The organism is Ahrensia sp. R2A130 (genome assembly GCF_000179775.1).
Classification (GTDB): Bacteria; Pseudomonadota; Alphaproteobacteria; order Rhizobiales; family Rhizobiaceae; genus Pseudahrensia.
In genome coordinates this window covers 821,610-838,723 of record NZ_AEEB01000003.1, presented here as the reverse complement: position 1 = coordinate 838,723, position 17,114 = coordinate 821,610, and the positions used below count along the sequence as shown (strand labels likewise).

The following is a 17,114-nucleotide window of genomic DNA, read 5'->3' as shown; positions in this document are numbered from 1 at the left end:
GCTTTGCCTTCCAAATCGCGCCTTGGCCAGCGCGTCAGCCAATTTGATAGGAGGGGCTTAGTTAATATCATCGGTTGGGGTGCGGATGATGGCGTGGTATTCCAAAAATTATTGGCGGCGAAAAACAGACCCGTCTTTATTGAAGGTAGGATGATGAACGACAAGGTTGATATGCCTGATCCTGCCGAAGACGTTGTCGATGAGACTTTGGTTGCCGATATGCGGCCCGAAGATATCACTTCAGAAACGCTATACACCGAAGACGGCGCGGTCCGCACCGAGGTTGTTCAGGTCGTCGAAAGCGCCATTGAGAACGACAACGACATTGCCTTGCGCGTGGCGTTGGTCGATCTGCACGAATCGGAAGTCGGCGACATTCTGGAAGCGTTGGAAGAGGGTAACCGCTCCAAATTTGTTGAACTCGCTGGCGATGCTTTTGACTTTGCAGCGCTAACGGAAGTTGATGAGGCCATCCGCCTCGATATTGTCGATCAACTCGACAATGAGAAGGTTGCCGAAGCCGTCCGCGAACTGGATTCAGATGACGCGGTCTACATTCTTGAGGACATGGAGGATGAGCAGCGCGAGGAAATTCTTGCGCGTATCCCGTTTCAGGAACGTATCAGGCTTCGCCGCTCACTTGATTATCCCGAAGAGTCTGCTGGTCGGCGTATGCAGACCGAGTTTATCGCGGTGCCGCCGTTTTGGACCGTGGGGCAGGTGATTGATTATGTGCGTGCAGGCGAAGACCTGCCGGATCGCTTCTCAGAACTTTTCACTATCGACCATCGCTTCAAGCTAGCGGGAATTCTGCCGCTGGACACACTGCTGCGCGCGCCGCGCGATACGGTGATCGAGACAATTCACGACACCAATTCCCACCCGATTGCAGCCGATGTCGATCAGGAAGAGGCTGCGCGAATATTCGAGCAGTACGACCTTCTCTCCGCTCCTGTTATCGACGACAGCGATCGCTTGGTCGGTGTGTTGACCATCGATGATGTGGTGGATGTGATCCAGGAAGAGGCCGCTGAAGATATTAAACGTCTCGCCGGTGTTGGCGACGAGGAACTCTCGGACAGCGTGCGCGATATTGCCCGTTCGCGGATCGTTTGGCTGACTATCAATCTGGCGACTGCAATTCTTGCTTCGGTTGTGATCGGCATGTTCAACGCCACCATAGAGAAGATGGTGGCACTTGCTGTGCTGATGCCCATTGTTGCTTCCATGGGCGGGAATGCCGGTACACAGACTATGACCGTGGCGGTGAGGGCGCTCTCCACGCGTGATCTTGATGCCTATAACGTGCGTAAAATCGTGCGAAAAGAACTGCTCGTTGGTGTGTTCAACGGGGCGGTCTTTGCGGTGATGATCGGCTTAGTCGCTACGGTTTGGTTCGGACAGCCATCACTGGGTGTCGTGATCGCAATAGCGATGGTGGTGAACATGATCTTCGCAGCAGCAAGCGGTATTTTGATTCCCATCGCACTCGATAAATTCGGTGCTGACCCTGCCATCGCATCCGGCGTGTTCGTGACGACGGTGACGGATGTTGTGGGTTTCTTTGCCTTTTTAGGGCTGGCAAGCTGGTGGTTCGGCATTTGAGCCGAACGTCTGATTGACTTTTACGTAAATCAGCCAAACATACAATGTAGCCGAAGTAAGAGCGCCCGACTTGACCGAGTATCACTCCATTACCGACCTCACTCGCGAGTTTGACGTCTCCACACGCACGATCCGTTTTTACGAAGACGAGGGGCTTATCAAGCCTTTACGACGCGGTCGCACACGGCTGTTCCGACCGTCTGACCGGGTTTTGCTGAAGCAGATTCTGCGCGGCAAGCGGCTTGGGTTTTCTATCGCGGAAATTCGCGAAATCATTGAGGTCTATCGCGCTTCAAAGGGTGAAGAGCCTCAGATCAGGCTGATGATGGCGCGCATTCAGGAAAAGACTGCAGAGCTTGAACAAAAGCGGCGGGACATCGAAGAGACACTAGCGGAGATGAACGCCGCTGAAGCGCAGTGCATCACACGTTTGGACGAAATAGGTGCTGCCAAATAGCTTGAGGCTCTCTTAGAGCCATCGCCGCACCATTTTTATGTAGTCCGGCCACTGTTGAGGAAAGAGCGCTGCCATGTGCCGCTCTTCGCGCTTGATCGCGAACTCGGCCAGAATCAGAAAAAGCGCTGCTCCGCCCAGCAGAAACCATCTGCTGCCCAGCGCGAATGCGAAGCCGACCATCAACATTACATTGGCGAGATAAATCGGATTGCGGGAATGGGCAAATGGCCCGTCCATGATGAGGTCCGTTGCCGATTTATGGGGCATAATGTTTGCCCGATGACGGCGAAAGGTCATCATCGCCCAGACATCGATTGCTATGGCCGCAATCACGATGGCCCAGCCGGTGCCGCGCATGAATGTCGTCACATCTTCCGGTTCCCAGCCTAGCGGTATGGTTTTGTCGAACACCCAGCAAAGCGCCATCATGCCGATGGTCATGAGCGGAGGCAGGGGCCAGGAATTGGGCGGGGCGATGGGTTTGTCGGTCATGGTTGCAAGTCACAGGATTCGCACCCTGTGTGCAAGTCATAGGTGAGTGGTTTGACACGTGACTAAAAAGTCACCTATAAACGTTGCATGGATACGATCTTCAAAGCGCTGAACGACCCGGCCCGCCGCGCGGTGTTGGACCTGTTGCGGGAACGCGATGGGCGCACTTCCACGCAAATCGAAGAGGCGCTTTTGGCGTCCGGTTTCGAGATGACGCGGTTCGGCGTGATGAAGCATCTCAAGGTTCTGGAAGTGGCCGATCTCGTCACCGTGCGCCGGTCCGGTCGATTCAAACATCACTATCTCAACGCCGTACCCATTCAGCAGGTCATGGACCGCTGGATGGAACCGCTGGTGGCCAAGCCGCTTGCGCGTGCGGTTCTCGACTTGAAAGCGTCCATAGAGGAGGACAAAACATGACTGCCACCGCACCACAGACGACGTTAGAAGAGCCGGACTTCATTCTGGCGACCGATATTGCTGCGCCACCGAAGAAGGTTTGGGAAGCGCTTACGGAATCGAACCACGTGAGGGCCTATCACTTTGCGTTCTGCACCATCGAAGGCCAGTTGAAGCAGGGCGAACGGTTCGATCACAAACTGCCGGACGGCAATTTGATGCTCGGAGGCAAGGTTATTTCCGTCGATCCGCCGCATCGGCTGGAAATGACGTTTGAGCCGGGTTGGGCCGGGCCAGACGCACAGTCGTCGCGCTGTGTTTACGAAATCGAAGCGACCGATACCGGCTCACGCTTCACCGTGCTGCATTTTGCAATTCCGGAAGGGCAGGACGGTGTGAAGGAGGGGTGGGCCAACATCGCAAACCGCCTGAAAGCCTATCTCGAAGATGGCATTACCAATCAGGAGTATGAAGCATGAGCACCGAGCTTACCTTCACGATGCTCACCGCGTTGCTCGCTGCGTGCCTCTGGATTCCCTACATCGTCGGTGTGAATTCCAACGAGTTCGAAGGGCAGGCGGAAAGCTTCGTGCGGCCGCCCGATCATCGGTTGATGCCGGCATGGGTTCATCGCGCCCACCGGGCCCACCTCAATCTTCTGGAGCAATTTCTGCCCTTCGCTATCATCGTCGTGATTGGTCATCTCGCCGGGGCGATATCTGGCTGGTTTGGCATTCTCGCCATCGCGTTCTTCGCGCTGCGGTGTGTTCATGCCGTGGGTATGATTTCCGGCTGGACGCAGATGCCGTTGCGCCCGCTGATCTTCACAACAGGGTTTGGTATCACGATAGCCTACGGCGTTCTGGTTCTGCTGAACTGAAGCTTGTCGCCAGCCTGACCATGCGGCATCGTGCGGGAAAGCAATTTCCTCACGGTGCCGCATGTCCATTCGCCCACTGCAAGACGGTGATTTTGATCGTTGGAAGCCCCTTTGGGATGGCTATTTGACGTTTTATGAGGCCGACCTTCCTGAAAGCGTTGCCCATTCCACCTTCGCCCGCATCATAGACCCTGAAGGCGATTTGCACGGTTTCGGATGGTTCTCCGAAAATGGTGAAATGCTGGGCATGACGACATTCCTCTACCACCCCACGACATGGGACGAGCGCTACCGCTGCTACTTGAATGACCTGTTCACGGTGCCCGCCGCGCGCGGTAAAGGTGTGGCACGGGCATTGATCGAGGCTGTGTATGACGCGGCTGCCGCTGCTGGCTCCGATCAGGTATATTGGACCACGCAAGAGTTCAATTATGCCGGTCGGATGCTCTACGACCGTGTGGGCAGCAAGACCCCCTTCATCAAATACAACAAGGTTTTGGACACATGATAGCCAACGACATCCGCGCCTTCGATTTCGCTCTGGGTGATGAGGCCGACATGCTGCGGGACTCCGTGCGCTCGTTTTCGCAGGACCGCATCGCGCCGCTGGCTGCTAAAATCGACAAGGAAGACTGGTTCCCCATCGAGCTGTGGCCGGAGATGGGTGCTTTGGGTCTCCACGGTATTACAGTGCCGGAAGAGTGGGGCGGAGCTGGCCTCGGTTATCTGGAACATTGCATTGCCATGGAAGAGGTCAGCCGCGCGTCTGCCTCTGTCGGCTTGTCCTACGGCGCGCACTCGAACCTGTGCGTCAATCAACTGTCACGCTGGGGTAACGAGGATCAGAAGGGTCGCTATCTCGAAAAGCTGGTGACCGGTGAACATCTCGGCGCATTGGCTATGAGCGAACCTGGGGCGGGGTCGGACGTTGTGTCGATGAAACTGCGTGCTGAAAAGAAGGGCGACCGCTACGTGTTGAACGGGTCGAAATTCTGGATCACCAACGCGCCGCAAGCCAACACGCTGATTGTCTATGCCAAGACCGATCCGGATGCGGGGCCGAAGGGCATAACTGCATTTCTTATCGAGAAAGAGTTTGAGGGTTTTTCCATCGCGCAGAAGCTCGACAAGATGGGGATGCGTGGGTCTGAAACCGGCGAGCTGGTTTTTCAGGACTGCGAGGTTCCTGAAGAGAATATTCTCGGCGAATTGAATGGTGGTGTGAAAGTTTTGATGTCAGGTCTAGACTACGAGCGCGCAGTGCTCGCCGCCGGCCCCATCGGCATCATGCAGGCTGCGATGGATATCGTGTTGCCCTACATTCACGAACGCCAGCAGTTCGGGAAATCCATCGGCGAGTTCCAGCTCGTGCAGGGCAAAGTTGCCGACATGTATGTTTCGATGAACGCTGCGCGCGCTTACGTTTATGCCGTTGCTAAAGCCTGTGACCGAGGCGAGACGACTCGCGAAGATGCAGCGGGTGCGATCCTGTTTGCTGCTGAACGCGCCACGCAGGTTGCGCTTGATGCGATCCAGTTGCTTGGCGGCAACGGCTACATCAACGACTACGCCACAGGGCGTTTGTTGCGTGATGCGAAGCTGTATGAAATCGGTGCGGGTACCAGCGAAATTCGCCGTATGTTGATTGGCCGTGAATTGTTCGCCCGCAGCGGTTGATATGCGGATGTGTGCAAAATTTAACAGAGCGAAGGAGTTGTTGGTTTTATGAACGGTGCATGAACCGGTCTTTCCGGTTCGGTTCAGGTGGGCGGTCCCAATGTGGTTCTCGTCAATAGAACGCTACACCGCCTTGGGGCAGGGGTGGGCCTTAATCGAGGAACCGACAACATGACCTTCAATCTTCGCAACACCATGATCGTGGCCACTGCATTCGCAGCGGCGATGTATTCCACCACCAACGCCAATGCTGAAGGCTATCACGTGCAGAAGCAGGCACGCACCCACGCCATCGCGTACAACGATGTGCTGAACGTTCGCGCATGGCCTGCTGCCAGCTCTCGCATCAAGTTTGGCGTCAACAACAACCGCAAGGTTTACGTTCAGCGCTGCATCATCAAATCCGGCACCGACTGGTGCAAGATCCGGCGCGGCGGCCGCACCGGCTGGGTGAATGGCCGCTATATCATCAAGGGTGGTGAAACCTTCGCCCGTCCGCATTACACGGCTTACGGCTGGCACTAACCGCCGTATTCAATGAGATTTTGCCGGGAGCGTCACGGACGCTTCCGGCTTTTTTATTGCGGATTAGTTCGAGCAATCGTCCCGCAAGCTCATCAGTCGCTCCGTGCCAGCCGTATCAAGACTGTTGGCGAGGTAGGGAGCGAAGAGGCCTTTCGCTTTCATGCCATCGGTCATGCACCCACAAAAACGCTGGCAAAACACGCCGTCGCGCAAAACCTCGCATGACCGTTTGCACTCACTGACAAAGCGCTCTGTTTGGTCCGGCGGTCCCACGACCGTTGTTAAGCACCAGATCAGGGCGATGAGAACAGGCTGGTGGATGAGGTAAGTCGCAAGCGAATGACGCGCGATAAACATCGCTGGTCGTTTCGCTATTTGCGGCAGGGCGACGGTGCGCAGGTGAGCAGGCAAACTGGTGCGAAGGCATAGTTTGGTTGTGGCTATTCCAGCGAGCGTGGCTGATAACCACGGGAACAATGGCACGTAATCGTTGGAAGAGCGCGGTGTTGGATTAAGACCAGCCCACCACAGCCATGGCGATGAAAAAAGCTCTGCCGTAACATTCTGGCCGATCCAGAACACGCCAACTGCCGTGATCGCAGCCACCCACCACGGCAGAAATACGAAGCCGGTACCCACCACTGTGAACAGTGCGATGGCGTGAAGAATGCCAAAGAAGATGAAAGCGTCGGGAACTGCAAACCATGTAGCAACTGTGATGATCGCAGCTGCACCTGAAATCTGGGCGAGACGGATGCCCCATGCCTGCCAGTTCATCGCACTGCGTGCTGAGAGGACCAGACTGACGCCGACTAAAAAGAGAAACGTGCTGGCGATTCCACGGGCAAAGAGTTTCCAGCCACCTTCAGCCGTCAGGCCAGGTTCCGCCCAACCGAAGAACTCCAGATCCCACGTAAAGTGATAGATTGCCATCGCGACCAATGCTGCGGCACGGGCAAGATCAACCGCTTCCAAACGTGATGGATTTTTCGCTTCTGCGGGTGGGGTGATTGCGGCGCTCATGGTGCGGCGATAGCATTGCGGTGAAGCGCACGAAAGTCGCCGCACAACTGGAAAGATTCGCAATCATGATTACTCTTCACGCCAACGGTGCAAACATTCCCGCTCTCGGCCTCGGTACATGGCAGTTGCGGGGAGAGGAATGCGCGTCAATCGTCGAACAGGCGTTGCGCGTGGGTTACCGGCATATCGACACTGCGATCATGTATGAAAATGAGGAAGCGGTAGGTGAGGGCATTCGTGCGTCCGGCGTTGACCGAGACGACATTTTCCTAACGACCAAGGTATGGCCAACGGATGTCACGCCTGAAGGTTTTGACGATGCAGTTGCCGGATCGTTGGAGCGACTCGGTGTCGAAAAAGTTGATCTTCTGCTGATCCATTGGCCGCCGAAAGAGCATGACGAAACGGTTTGGGCCCGCCTGCTGAATGGTGCTGCCGATGGCGGGCAGACCGACCACATCGGCGTGTCCAACTTCACGTCGCGTCAGCTTGGCGCGATGGTGCAAGCATCAACGCGACCTCTTGCGTGTAATCAGGTTGAGAACCATCCCTATCTGGATCAATCAATCCTCCGCGCGACCTGTGCTGAGCACGGGATGGCTTTGATGGCTTACTGCCCGATCTTTCGAGGCGAGCCCCTGTTTTCCGAACCTATCATCGAAGAGCTGGCCAAGAAGCACGAGCGCACCAAGGCGCAGATCGTGTTGCGCTGGCATATTCAACACTCCGGCTGCGGTGCTATTCCCAAAACTGCGACGCCGGAACGGTTGGCGGAGAACAAAGATATTTTCGACTTCGCTTTGGCCGTAGAAGATATGCGCGCGATCAAGACGCTGAACGTACGCCACGAGCGCATTTGCGACTTTGAGTTCTCACCGGAATGGGACGCTGCCTAAGCGCTTTTCGGCTCGCTTCGCGCTACCGCCAGTCCGGCAAGAACCAGCACCAACGCGATGAGTGTCGCTGGGCCGATAACCTCGCCAAGAACCAGCGCCCCCATGATAACGCCGACCACCGGAATGACGTTGAGCGCTAGGGCAAACAGCGCGTAGCCAACGCGCTTTACGATGGTGACGCGCAGCAGTTGCGCCAGCGCTGTCGGCATTATTCCAAGGTAGATGAGTGCCCAAAAGGCGTCGCTTGAGATACCGGTCGGAGGCGGCCCGACCGTCGCGAAAGCCAACGGCACGAGCATGATCATGCCTGCAAAGAATATCAAAGTGACCAGTCGAACCGGCGGAATATCGATACGGCGAATTAAAATGCCGGAAATCGTGTAGCAAATTGATGCTGCAACCACAGCCAGTTGCGCCATGACTCCCGCGCCTCCCAGACCTGTGAGGGCGTCTGCGCCCAAGACCGTAAGAACGCCTGCGAAACCAATCACGCAGCCGAGCGATTTTCGCCAACTGATCTTCTCATCATCTGTCGTGAGATGGGTTGCGATAAGCGCAAAGAAGGGGCCAACGCCCATTAGCAGAGAAGTCAGCCCTGCATTGATGGTCGTTTCGGCCCACGAGATAAGCAGGAATGGAAAGACCACATTGAAGGCTGCGGTTATGAACAACAGAACCCAGACTTTCGGCCCTGCCGGCCAGATGAAGCCGCGCCAGAGCGCGTAGGGCAGCAGCACCGCAAAGCCGATCACCACGCGCCACGTCGCTACCCAGACGGGTCCGGTATCAACGACTGCAATCTTGATAGCGATAAAGGCTGACGCCCAAACTATGGCTGTGACCGCCATCATCAGGAAATCGACGGGCTCACCGCGAGAAAGTTTTGGACTGCTTTGCATCGCGCCAAAAAGCACGGTGATACTGGCTTCGCAATCGAAAGCTGCGCTGTTGTCGGCTTATCGTTGCTGTTGGCGCGTAGGTGGCGAACCGCTAGTGTCGCGATAATTCCGAATAGAGCGAAACTACTCTCCGCATGAGCGCTGCCAACATCGCATCGACCCCGACACTTCCTCCCGTCACGGCACAGACCGTTGAAATTGGAGGCGGTGATCTATCGCAAGAACTGGTGGAGACCGGTGAGAAGCTGGCGCTGAGTCTTTGGCAAACGATCTACCAGCCGTGGACGCTTTACCAACTCGGCATAGTCATCGCCTTATATCTGGTGTGTTTGGCGATTTCGAAGCAGCTCGAACCGCCACTTGAAAACTGGGTGCGCGGGCTGAAGCTGAACTCCGGTTTCCTGCGGGTGCTGGCTGCGTTGCTGCGACGTGTGGAGTGGATTCTGTTCGTTCCGGCCTGTTACCTCGCATGGGTCTGGGCGGATAGCGTTACATATCCGTGGAACACATTTATCCTGCGCAGCGCCTATCTGCTTGCAGCGGCATGGCTGGTTATTAACGTCGCATCGCGCGTTATTCGCTCGCGACCGATTTCCAGAACCATTGCGATGATCGCATGGATCATCGTGGCGCTCAGCCTGACCGGTTATCTCGCCGCTACGCAGTCGGCCTTGGACGCCGTTGCGTTCTCTGCAGGCGAGGTTCGCATCTCCCTGCTGGTGGTGATGAAGGCCGTCGCGTTGCTGGTCATTCTCGTCTGGCTTGCGTCAAACACCGGTAACTACGCAGAAACCCGTATCCGCCGCATGACGGATTTGACGCCAAGCTTACAGGTCTTGATGGGCAAGTTGATCAAGATATTTCTTGTTATCATGGCGATTGTGGTGTCGCTCAACTCGGTTGGTATCGATCTGACAGCCTTTGCGGTCTTTTCCGGTGCCATCGGTGTCGGCCTTGGCTTTGGTCTTCAGAAGGTTGTGTCCAACTTCATCTCCGGCGTCATCATCCTGCTGGATAAGTCGATCAAACCCGGCGACACGATCCAACTCGACCAAACCTTCGGTTGGGTGAGAGAGTTACGCTCGCGCTTCGTCTCTGTGGTGACGCGCGATGGTCGCGAGTTCCTGATTCCCAACGAAGACTTTATAACCGAGAAGGTGATCAACTGGTCTTACACTGACAATCTCGTACGTCTCGATGTTGATTTTGGCGTGTCCTATGACAGCAATCCCCATCAGGTGTCAGAACTCTCAATTGAAGCGATCAACGCCTTGGATCGCGTTAGCAGCGTCAAGAAGCCGGTTTGCTGGATGACGGAATTCGGCGATTCATCGTTGAATTTCAAAGCGCGCTTCTGGATTTCTGATCCGCAGAATGGACTTACCAACATTCGTGGCCTCGTGATGCTGGCGCTGTGGGATGCCTTCAAAGAGAACGATATCGGCATTCCGTTCCCGCACCGCGAAATCATCATGCGCACTCCGGTCGAAGTCTCACAGCCACCTACAGAAGACTAAGCTCCTAGCATTATGGGGGAGGTTGGCGTTAACCATCTGTTAACAACGTGACCGCGATAATGGCTTGATATCATTGGGCCATGCAGAATCGTCATGGGTGGTATGCCCTCAAATGGTTCGATTTTGGCCACTAGCCACTTGTTGTTGAAACAGGACAGGAATACACAGCCGCTGCAACCTGAAAACACCGCAAGACGGTGTGCTGCATTCGCCGTATCGGCATTCTTTTTTCATTTTTGGGGCCAAATGGAACACACCGTAGAAAAGTCTTGTTGGAGCATCACCCTCTGGGCGGTGTTCGTCGTCGTCGGGCTGGTTGGGCTCGCCACATTGGTTGCTAATCCACCGCATGTGGAAACATCTTCCGCAGGCGCGACGACAAAATCGCGCGTCGCAAATTCCGACGCTGCGACAAAAATCAGCCAGTAGACCGAGCCCGCAATCAAAGCGCCTTTCTGCGCACCTTCCACGGTGCTAGCGTTGAGCCGAACTTGAATTTGGCCGCGACACTCTCATGAGAAACATCTCTGTAATTTATGTAGTGCCCATCACCGGTGCTTCGCTGTGAGCGCGCTCGACGTCTCGGCTCCGCTCGTTGGTCCGATGGTGGAGATCAACCGCCAGTCCTGGCAGCGCGTGAATACGGAACTTGATGAGGCACTTTCAGAGGCGGCAGCGGGCGGCAGTGAAGCTTCACGGCAGCGGCACCTCGATCGCGGGAAAATGCTGCCGCGTGAGCGAGTGCTGGCTTTGCTCGATCCCGGAACCCCATTCCTCGAAATCGGTGCCCTTGCCGCCAAGGGCGAATATGGTGGCGACATTCACGCTGCCGGATTGATTGCCGGTATCGGGCGCGTATCCGGACATCAGGTAATGATCCTTTGCAACGATGCGACGATCAAAGGCGGTACGCTCTATCCATTGTCCGTGAAGAAGCAGCTGCGCGCGCAGGAGATTGCGGAGCAGAACATGCTGCCCTGCGTTTATCTGGTCGATTCAGGTGGGGCCAACCTTCCCAACCAAGCGGACGTATTTCCCGACCGTGACCATTTTGGGCGGACGTTTTTCAACCAAGCCAACATGAGCGCCAAAGGCATAGCGCAGATCGCCTGTGTCATGGGTTCATGCACTGCTGGCGGTGCCTACGTGCCCGCAATGGCCGATGAGACCGTCATAGTGCGTGAACAAGGCACGATCTTCTTGGCAGGTCCGCCGCTTGTAAAAGCCGCAACCGGCGAGAACGTGACTGCCGAAGACCTTGGCGGAGCGGATGTGCACACCCGTCTTTCCGGTGTTGCCGACCATATGGCGGCCAATGATAGCCATGCACTGCAGATTGTGCGCGATATCGTGGCAGGCTTGCCGCCGCAAACCAGCGCGATCGATACGACTGATTTCGACGAGCCGCTCTATCCGGTGGACGATCTGGAGGCGGTGGTGCCGACCGATCTTCGCAAACCCTACGACGTGCGTGAAGTTATTGCGCGACTGGTCGATGGCTCGAAGTTCGATGAATTCAAAGCCCGATACGGAACCACACTCGTGACGGGCTTCGCCAAAATGTCCGGCATGCCGGTGGGCATCATCGCCAATAACGGCATCCTGTTTTCTGAAAGTTCGCTCAAAGGCGCGCATTTTGTTCAGCTTTGTTGCCAGCGAAAAATCCCGATTATTTTTCTACAGAACATCACCGGCTTCATGGTCGGGCGCGACTACGAAGCGGGCGGCATAGCAAAGGACGGAGCCAAGCTCGTCACCGCCGTCGCTTGTGCGCAGGTGCCGAAACTGACGCTGATCATTGGTGGTTCTTACGGCGCTGGCAATTACGGCATGTGTGGACGGTCCTACTCGCCACGCTTTTTGTTCATGTGGCCAAACTCCCGCATCTCGGTGATGGGTGGCGAGCAAGCAGCGCAGGTGTTGGCGACGGTGAAGCGCGATGGCATCGAACGCCGTGGTGGCGAGTGGTCCGAGGTGGAAGAGGCCGGGTTCAAACAACCCATCATCGATCAGTTCGAAGAGGAGGGGCATCCCTTCTTCTCGACGTCCCGCCTTTGGGATGACGGTATCATCCAACCGAAAGATACGCGCCGCGTTTTGTCACTCGCGTTGGCTGCGGCATTGAACGCGCCTATTCCCGAAACGCGCTTCGGCACGTTCAGGATGTAGCTGGTCGCCTCTTATGGAATACGGGCTGACATTTTTCATTGTGGCAGGCGTTATCGTCGTGCTGACCGGCATATCCAAGGCCGGCTTTGGTGCTGGTCTGGAAATGATGGCGGTGCCGACAATGGCGCTGTTTATCGCACCTCAGGTGGCCGCTGGTATCATGCTGCCTATCCTCGTGACCATCGATATGGCGAACCTATGGCGCTACCGCAAAACGTGGCGTGGCAAGGTGCTGAAAATCATGTGGCCTGCCGCCGCAATCGGCATCGGTGCGGGCGCTGCGACTTTTCACTTGTTGAATGCGGATGTGTTCCGCTTCGGTCTTGGCATCTTGTGTTTCATTTTTATCGTCCATCGGCTTGCTCAACATGTGCTGAACAAAGTCGCGACGGAGGGATTGCCCAACTGGCTGGTCGCGATTTTAGGCGCAATGGGAGGCTTCACCAGCTTTGTGGCCCACGCCGGTAGTCCGCCCGTAAAAATGGTTCTGTTGTCTGAGAACCTACCACCGAAGGAATTTGTGGGCACGAATTCCTACCTTATGGCCGGCATCAACGGCATGAAGCTCGTTCCGTATTTCTGGCTGGGGCAGCTATCGGTGCAGAATCTCACCACATCGCTGCAACTCGCACCGTTCATGGTGGTGGGTATTGCGGTAGGTTTCTGGCTGAACAGCCGCGTCTCGGCCGACGTTTTCACAAAGCTGATCTTCGCAGCCCTTGCCATTATTGGTGCAAAGCTGATCTGGGATAGTGCTCCGCTGCTGTTCTAGCTTCTGTTCACCTTGTGTTTCTCGCCGCCACACCGCAAAAGGGAAGGCGAGGCACTTTATTTGCGTGGCACCTTCCTTGCAATTTTCTCCTGAACAAGACGCGGCGCTGGTCGCAGTTTCCGACTGGCTCAAACAGGGCTTTCCGCAGGTTTTCCGTCTTTTCGGTTTTGCCGGAACGGGCAAGACCACGCTGGCACGCCATTTGGCCGAAGGTGTGGATGGCGACGTGTTATTCGCCGCGTTTACCGGCAAGGCTGCACTTGTTCTACGCTCACGCGGGGCAAAAAAGGCCAGCACTATTCATTCACTGATTTATCGACCGCGTGGCGAGGAGCTTGTGGAGGATGGTGATACCGGCAAGTCCAACATGACGCCGTTGTTCAGCCTGAATCGCCAAAGCCCTGTGGCTGAGGCATCGCTCATCATCATCGATGAGTGCTCTATGGTGGACGAGCAACTGGGTGCGGACCTGTTATCGTTCGGAACGCCTGTTCTGGTGCTGGGCGACCCCGGCCAGCTTCCGCCTGTTTCGGGTGGCGGTTTCTTCACAGATCACGAACCGGATGTGCTGTTGGAAACCATTCACCGGCAGGCACGGGACAACCCGATTATCGATCTGGCTGCCATGGCGCGGAACGGCGAGCCGATTCCCCACGGCACCTATGGCGATAGCAAGGTGATCCGCAAAGCCGATGTCGATCAGTCCGAGGTTCTGGCCGCCGATCAGGTGCTGGTGGGCACAAACCGCACTAGGCGGCGATATAACCAACGCTTGCGCGACTTGAAGGATTTTCAGGGGGCATTGCCTGCGTCTGGAGACAAATTGGTGGCGCTGCGGAACGATCCGGCCAAAGGTCTGCTGAACGGCTCTTTGTGGACCGTGAAAAGCGCGCCACAAACATCCAAGGCCTTCATGAACCTGCTCATCACGTCGGAAGACGATGGGATGGAACGACAATCTGCCCGCATCAAAGTGCTGAAAGCCGCGTTTGAAGACCCGGAAACCGAAGTGCCGTGGCAGATGAAACGCCGCTACGACGATTTCGATTACGGCTACGCGCTTACCGTGCACAAATCACAGGGTTCGCAGTGGGATGATGTCTATCTGTTCGACGAAAGCTATGCGTTCCGCGATCACTCGCAGCGGTGGCTTTACACCGCGATCACGCGGGCGGCGGAACGCATCACAATCGTAAGCTAGGCGAACTCGACCTTAGCTTTCATGGCCAATGCGCCATCAGGCGTTTCAGCCCAAACAGTGTCCGTTCCATTCCAATGGATGCTGAAGGGTCCCGTGTCGTAGAGCGGTGAGATTGCACGATAATCGAAGCTGGAAATTCGTTTTCCATTGCCATGTCGTGCAGCCAGATCAGCCAACAATGTAGCTGTAAACGGGCCGTGGAAGATCAAGCCCGGATAGCCTTCGACGTCGCGGCAATAGTCCACATCATAATGAATGCGGTGGCTGTTGAAGGTGAGCGCCGAGTAGCGGAAAAGCTGGACGGGCGAGGGCGTAATAGTCTCGGTGACCACCGCATTTGCAGGCGGTGCAGTTGGTTGCTGTGCAGGCTGGCCTGGCTCGGGGTCTTCGCGGAAGACGAGGCTTTGCTCTTCTGTGAAGCGGCCCGCTCCATCAGCGCCGCGATGGTCGTGCACCACGGTCACGAAACAAAGCGGACCGGTGCGTCCTTCTTTCATCACCACATTTTTTATCGTCGATATGCGCTTAACTGTTTCGCCGAAAAGTACGGGCGAGGTGACATCGAAACGACCTCCCGCCCACATGCGGCGGGGCAGGGCGACCGGTGGCAAAAACTCACCCATGGCGCTATGACCATCACGCCCCAAAGCGCTGCTGCGTGCTTCCGTCGGGAAGTAGAACCGGTGCCAGCCCAAGGGCAATTCGTCGCCAGTTTTCAGTTTTGGTTCGCGGTCTAGTGTCGCCTGCATAAGCCGTGCGGGCCCAACGTGAATCGTGTCGCTGGCTTCTTCGGTCTTGCCGATCCATGCGCGCAATTTCGCTTGATCCATGGTTCTTTCGGTTTCGCTCATGCTGTTTCTCCCACCTGTTCTTTCAGCCAGCCTATCAGTTGGGCCGCATCTGCCGTTAGGCCTTTATATCGGCGTTGCTCATCGCTCATATCGCGAAACTGACGGCAGAGGAGGGCGAGATTTTGCCGTCCTGTCGCGTTGTCTTTCAATCTCTCCAACTGCCGCAATTTGGTTCGTACGGTGAAGAGAATGTCACCGCTCTCCGGCAGTTTGTGTAAAGTCTGTAACTCCGTGCGGAGATATGCTTCGCCACCGGGCGGCAAGCCTTTCTCGCTGGTATGAGTCTCCCCCTTTTCCTCACGTAAATTGTAGTGGGGATCGAGCGACCAATTGGTGCGCCATAGGGGCGTATCTGCGCGAAGCATGTCGAAAATTCTGGTGATGCGGGAATGCATCCGGTCGTCAATCGGCACTGGCTCGTGGATGCGCTCCATAGTCTTGTCGAACTTGTCCTTGAATCGCCAAGATGACGGAAAGGCGAGGGAACCAGCAACCAATCGCCAGCCGTCTTCTTCGCGGCGCATAAGTAGTAGGTCGTCAGGAACGAGAAGTGCTGCCGCTGAAATGGGATGAGACGGATTGGCCTCTATCCGCACTTCGCCATCCTTGGTCGCAGTTCCGTAAGTTTCGAATTTCCAAGGGCTTGCGGGAATCAGGTGAAGTGCATCGCGAATTAGGCGCGCGACCTCCTCTTGCGCTGCTAGCGTATCGGAGCGTCCCATATTCACATCATGAAACGCTGTATCATACAGGGTGAGTTTCTCAGCGCGGAATGGTTCGACGTCTTCGTCCATCACCAGCCACGGTTGTCCGTCAATCGGCTTCAGGCCAATCGCAAATGGTGTTGCTAGCGCGATTGCTGGCGGAATGTTCGGCGCATCATCGTGGTTCTGCATGTTGGTTGATGGTTCCGTTTGCAGGTCTGTTCCGCTGGCGTTACTCATCGGTGAACGCAATCGCGAGTACTCAATATGGCAGTCGCTCTCTCCGTCAATCTCAACGCTGTTGCACAATTGCGCAATCGTCGCGATCTGCCGTGGCCATCGGTTGTTGGTATCGGGCGTATTGCTTTGGAGAACGGGGCTCATGGTCTGACGGTGCACCCCCGCCCTGACGAGCGCCACATTCGCTTTTCCGATTTGCCGGATTTACGCGCGCTGATTGATGATGAATTTCCGAAAGCCGAGTTCAATATCGAGGGCTATCCGACCGACGATTTTCTAGACCTTTGCGATACAAACGCCCCGGAGCAGGTAACTCTGGTTCCTGATGATCCTTCGCAGGCAACGTCTGACCACGGCTGGGACTTCAAGGCGAACCACAACATGCTTGCACCGATCGTGGCGCGTTTGAAGTCTAGCGGATTTCGCGTGGCGCTGTTTGCAGATGCGGACCCGGAGGGCGTGAAATGGGCGGCAGATACTGGTGCAGACCGGATTGAGCTATACACCGGACCTTATGCTGCGACCTATGACAGTCCATCGGCTGCGGAGCGCGAGCTGGATGCTTTGCAAGCGACTGCGGATGCTGCGCGGGAGGTCGGTCTTGGCACCCACGCCGGGCATGATTTGACCGTGGCCAATCTGCCGCCTCTCGTTGCGCGAATTCCGGATCTGTTCGAGGTTTCTATCGGCCACGGATTGACCGCAGATGCGCTGGAATTTGGAATGTCGGCCACTGTGAAGCGTTTTCTTTCAGCTTGCGGGCACTGACAGCGCCACATTCGTTGCCTTTGCTGCGCGGCAACGCTA

General features: G+C 56.1%; 20 protein-coding genes. 15 read left to right on the top strand and 5 right to left on the bottom strand.

The features are described from left to right. The first annotated feature begins 171 nt into the window (after nt 1–171). Together mgtE and R2A130_RS04815 are read left to right on the top strand one after the other, a co-directional pair. Complete coding sequence (mgtE, locus tag R2A130_RS04820; protein WP_371179379.1) at nt 172–1,605, top strand: magnesium transporter; 1,434 nt, start codon at nt 172–174, stop codon at nt 1,603–1,605. A gap of 70 nt (nt 1,606–1,675) precedes the next feature. Next, nucleotides 1,676–2,062: a MerR family DNA-binding transcriptional regulator gene (locus tag R2A130_RS04815; protein WP_009757644.1), complete on the top strand. Its 387-nt coding sequence runs from the start codon at nt 1,676–1,678 to the stop codon at nt 2,060–2,062. A 12-nt stretch (nt 2,063–2,074) separates the two neighbouring features. Here the strand turns inward: R2A130_RS04815 and R2A130_RS04810 are convergent, their stop codons facing one another. Continuing rightward, on the bottom strand, nt 2,075–2,554 hold the full coding sequence (locus R2A130_RS04810; protein WP_040304649.1) for an isoprenylcysteine carboxylmethyltransferase family protein: 480 nt from the start codon (nt 2,552–2,554) through the stop codon (nt 2,075–2,077). An 87-nt stretch (nt 2,555–2,641) separates the two neighbouring features. Here R2A130_RS04810 and R2A130_RS04805 point away from each other — a divergent pair, with 87 nt between their 5' ends. From R2A130_RS04805 to R2A130_RS04780, 6 genes are all read left to right on the top strand, one after another. Further along, nucleotides 2,642–2,974, top strand: a complete 333-nt coding sequence (locus R2A130_RS04805; protein WP_009757642.1) for a helix-turn-helix domain-containing protein — start codon at nt 2,642–2,644, stop codon at nt 2,972–2,974. Next, entirely contained in the window at nt 2,971–3,432 is a 462-nt protein-coding gene (locus tag R2A130_RS04800) for an SRPBCC domain-containing protein (RefSeq protein ID WP_009757641.1), read from the top strand. Before R2A130_RS04805 ends, R2A130_RS04800 begins: the two co-directional genes overlap by 4 nt. After that, a complete protein-coding gene (locus tag R2A130_RS04795; RefSeq protein WP_009757640.1) occupies nt 3,429–3,833 on the top strand; it encodes an MAPEG family protein in 405 nt (134 codons plus the stop codon). The genes R2A130_RS04800 and R2A130_RS04795 overlap by 4 nt, the downstream gene beginning before the upstream one ends. Before the next feature lie 61 nt (nt 3,834–3,894). After that, nucleotides 3,895–4,341, top strand: coding sequence for a GNAT family N-acetyltransferase (locus R2A130_RS04790; protein ID WP_009757639.1), 447 nt, complete (start codon nt 3,895–3,897; stop codon nt 4,339–4,341). Further along, nucleotides 4,338–5,510: an isovaleryl-CoA dehydrogenase gene (locus R2A130_RS04785; protein WP_009757638.1), complete on the top strand. Its 1,173-nt coding sequence runs from the start codon at nt 4,338–4,340 to the stop codon at nt 5,508–5,510. Before R2A130_RS04790 ends, R2A130_RS04785 begins: the two co-directional genes overlap by 4 nt. A 171-nt stretch (nt 5,511–5,681) precedes the next feature. After that, the gene (locus R2A130_RS04780; RefSeq protein ID WP_009757637.1) at nt 5,682–6,035 is read left to right on the top strand and encodes an SH3 domain-containing protein; all 354 of its coding nucleotides are present in this window, start codon (nt 5,682–5,684) and stop codon (nt 6,033–6,035) included. A 63-nt stretch (nt 6,036–6,098) separates the two neighbouring features. Here the strand turns inward: R2A130_RS04780 and R2A130_RS04775 are convergent, their stop codons facing one another. Further along, nucleotides 6,099–7,058 (bottom strand): heparan-alpha-glucosaminide N-acetyltransferase, encoded by a 960-nt coding sequence (locus R2A130_RS04775; protein ID WP_050786053.1) that lies wholly within the window; start codon nt 7,056–7,058, stop codon nt 6,099–6,101. 65 nt (nt 7,059–7,123) lie between these two features. Between R2A130_RS04775 and R2A130_RS04770 the strand changes: the two genes are divergently transcribed. Further along, nucleotides 7,124–7,954: an aldo/keto reductase gene (locus R2A130_RS04770; RefSeq protein ID WP_009757634.1), complete on the top strand. Its 831-nt coding sequence runs from the start codon at nt 7,124–7,126 to the stop codon at nt 7,952–7,954. On the opposite strand, the gene R2A130_RS04765 is transcribed toward R2A130_RS04770, so the two are convergent. Beyond that, nucleotides 7,951–8,805, bottom strand: coding sequence for a DMT family transporter (locus tag R2A130_RS04765; RefSeq protein WP_156798376.1), 855 nt, complete (start codon nt 8,803–8,805; stop codon nt 7,951–7,953). The two genes, R2A130_RS04770 and R2A130_RS04765, sit on opposite strands and share 4 nt — an antisense overlap. Before the next feature lie 182 nt (nt 8,806–8,987). Here R2A130_RS04765 and R2A130_RS04760 point away from each other — a divergent pair, with 182 nt between their 5' ends. The 5 genes from R2A130_RS04760 (at nt 8,988) to R2A130_RS04740 (ending at nt 14,512) form a co-directional block, all read left to right on the top strand. After that, nucleotides 8,988–10,370, top strand: coding sequence for a mechanosensitive ion channel family protein (locus tag R2A130_RS04760; RefSeq protein ID WP_009757632.1), 1,383 nt, complete (start codon nt 8,988–8,990; stop codon nt 10,368–10,370). Nucleotides 10,371–10,463: 93 nt separating this feature from the next. Beyond that, nucleotides 10,464–10,799 carry a hypothetical protein gene (locus R2A130_RS04755; RefSeq protein ID WP_040304647.1) on the top strand — a complete coding sequence of 112 codons (336 nt, stop codon included), beginning with the start codon at nt 10,464–10,466 and terminating at the stop codon, nt 10,797–10,799. Between the two features lie 135 nt (nt 10,800–10,934). Then, entirely contained in the window at nt 10,935–12,539 is a 1,605-nt protein-coding gene (locus R2A130_RS04750; protein WP_009757630.1) for a carboxyl transferase domain-containing protein, read from the top strand. 13 nt (nt 12,540–12,552) lie between these two features. Continuing rightward, nucleotides 12,553–13,311, top strand: coding sequence for a sulfite exporter TauE/SafE family protein (locus tag R2A130_RS04745; RefSeq protein ID WP_009757629.1), 759 nt, complete (start codon nt 12,553–12,555; stop codon nt 13,309–13,311). A gap of 76 nt (nt 13,312–13,387) precedes the next feature. Continuing rightward, a complete protein-coding gene (locus R2A130_RS04740) occupies nt 13,388–14,512 on the top strand; it encodes an ATP-dependent RecD-like DNA helicase (protein WP_009757628.1) in 1,125 nt (374 codons plus the stop codon). Here the strand turns inward: R2A130_RS04740 and R2A130_RS04735 are convergent. Further along, a complete protein-coding gene (locus R2A130_RS04735; protein ID WP_009757627.1) occupies nt 14,509–15,363 on the bottom strand; it encodes a MaoC family dehydratase N-terminal domain-containing protein in 855 nt (284 codons plus the stop codon). The genes R2A130_RS04740 and R2A130_RS04735 overlap by 4 nt on opposite strands. Continuing rightward, nucleotides 15,360–16,307 (bottom strand): DUF3445 domain-containing protein, encoded by a 948-nt coding sequence (locus R2A130_RS04730; RefSeq protein WP_083804173.1) that lies wholly within the window; start codon nt 16,305–16,307, stop codon nt 15,360–15,362. Before R2A130_RS04730 ends, R2A130_RS04735 begins: the two co-directional genes overlap by 4 nt. Nucleotides 16,308–16,334: 27 nt before the next feature. On the opposite strand from R2A130_RS04730, the gene R2A130_RS04725 reads away from it, so the two are divergent. Beyond that, nucleotides 16,335–17,075: a pyridoxine 5'-phosphate synthase gene (locus R2A130_RS04725; protein WP_009757625.1), complete on the top strand. Its 741-nt coding sequence runs from the start codon at nt 16,335–16,337 to the stop codon at nt 17,073–17,075. Nucleotides 17,076–17,114 lie beyond the last annotated feature (39 nt).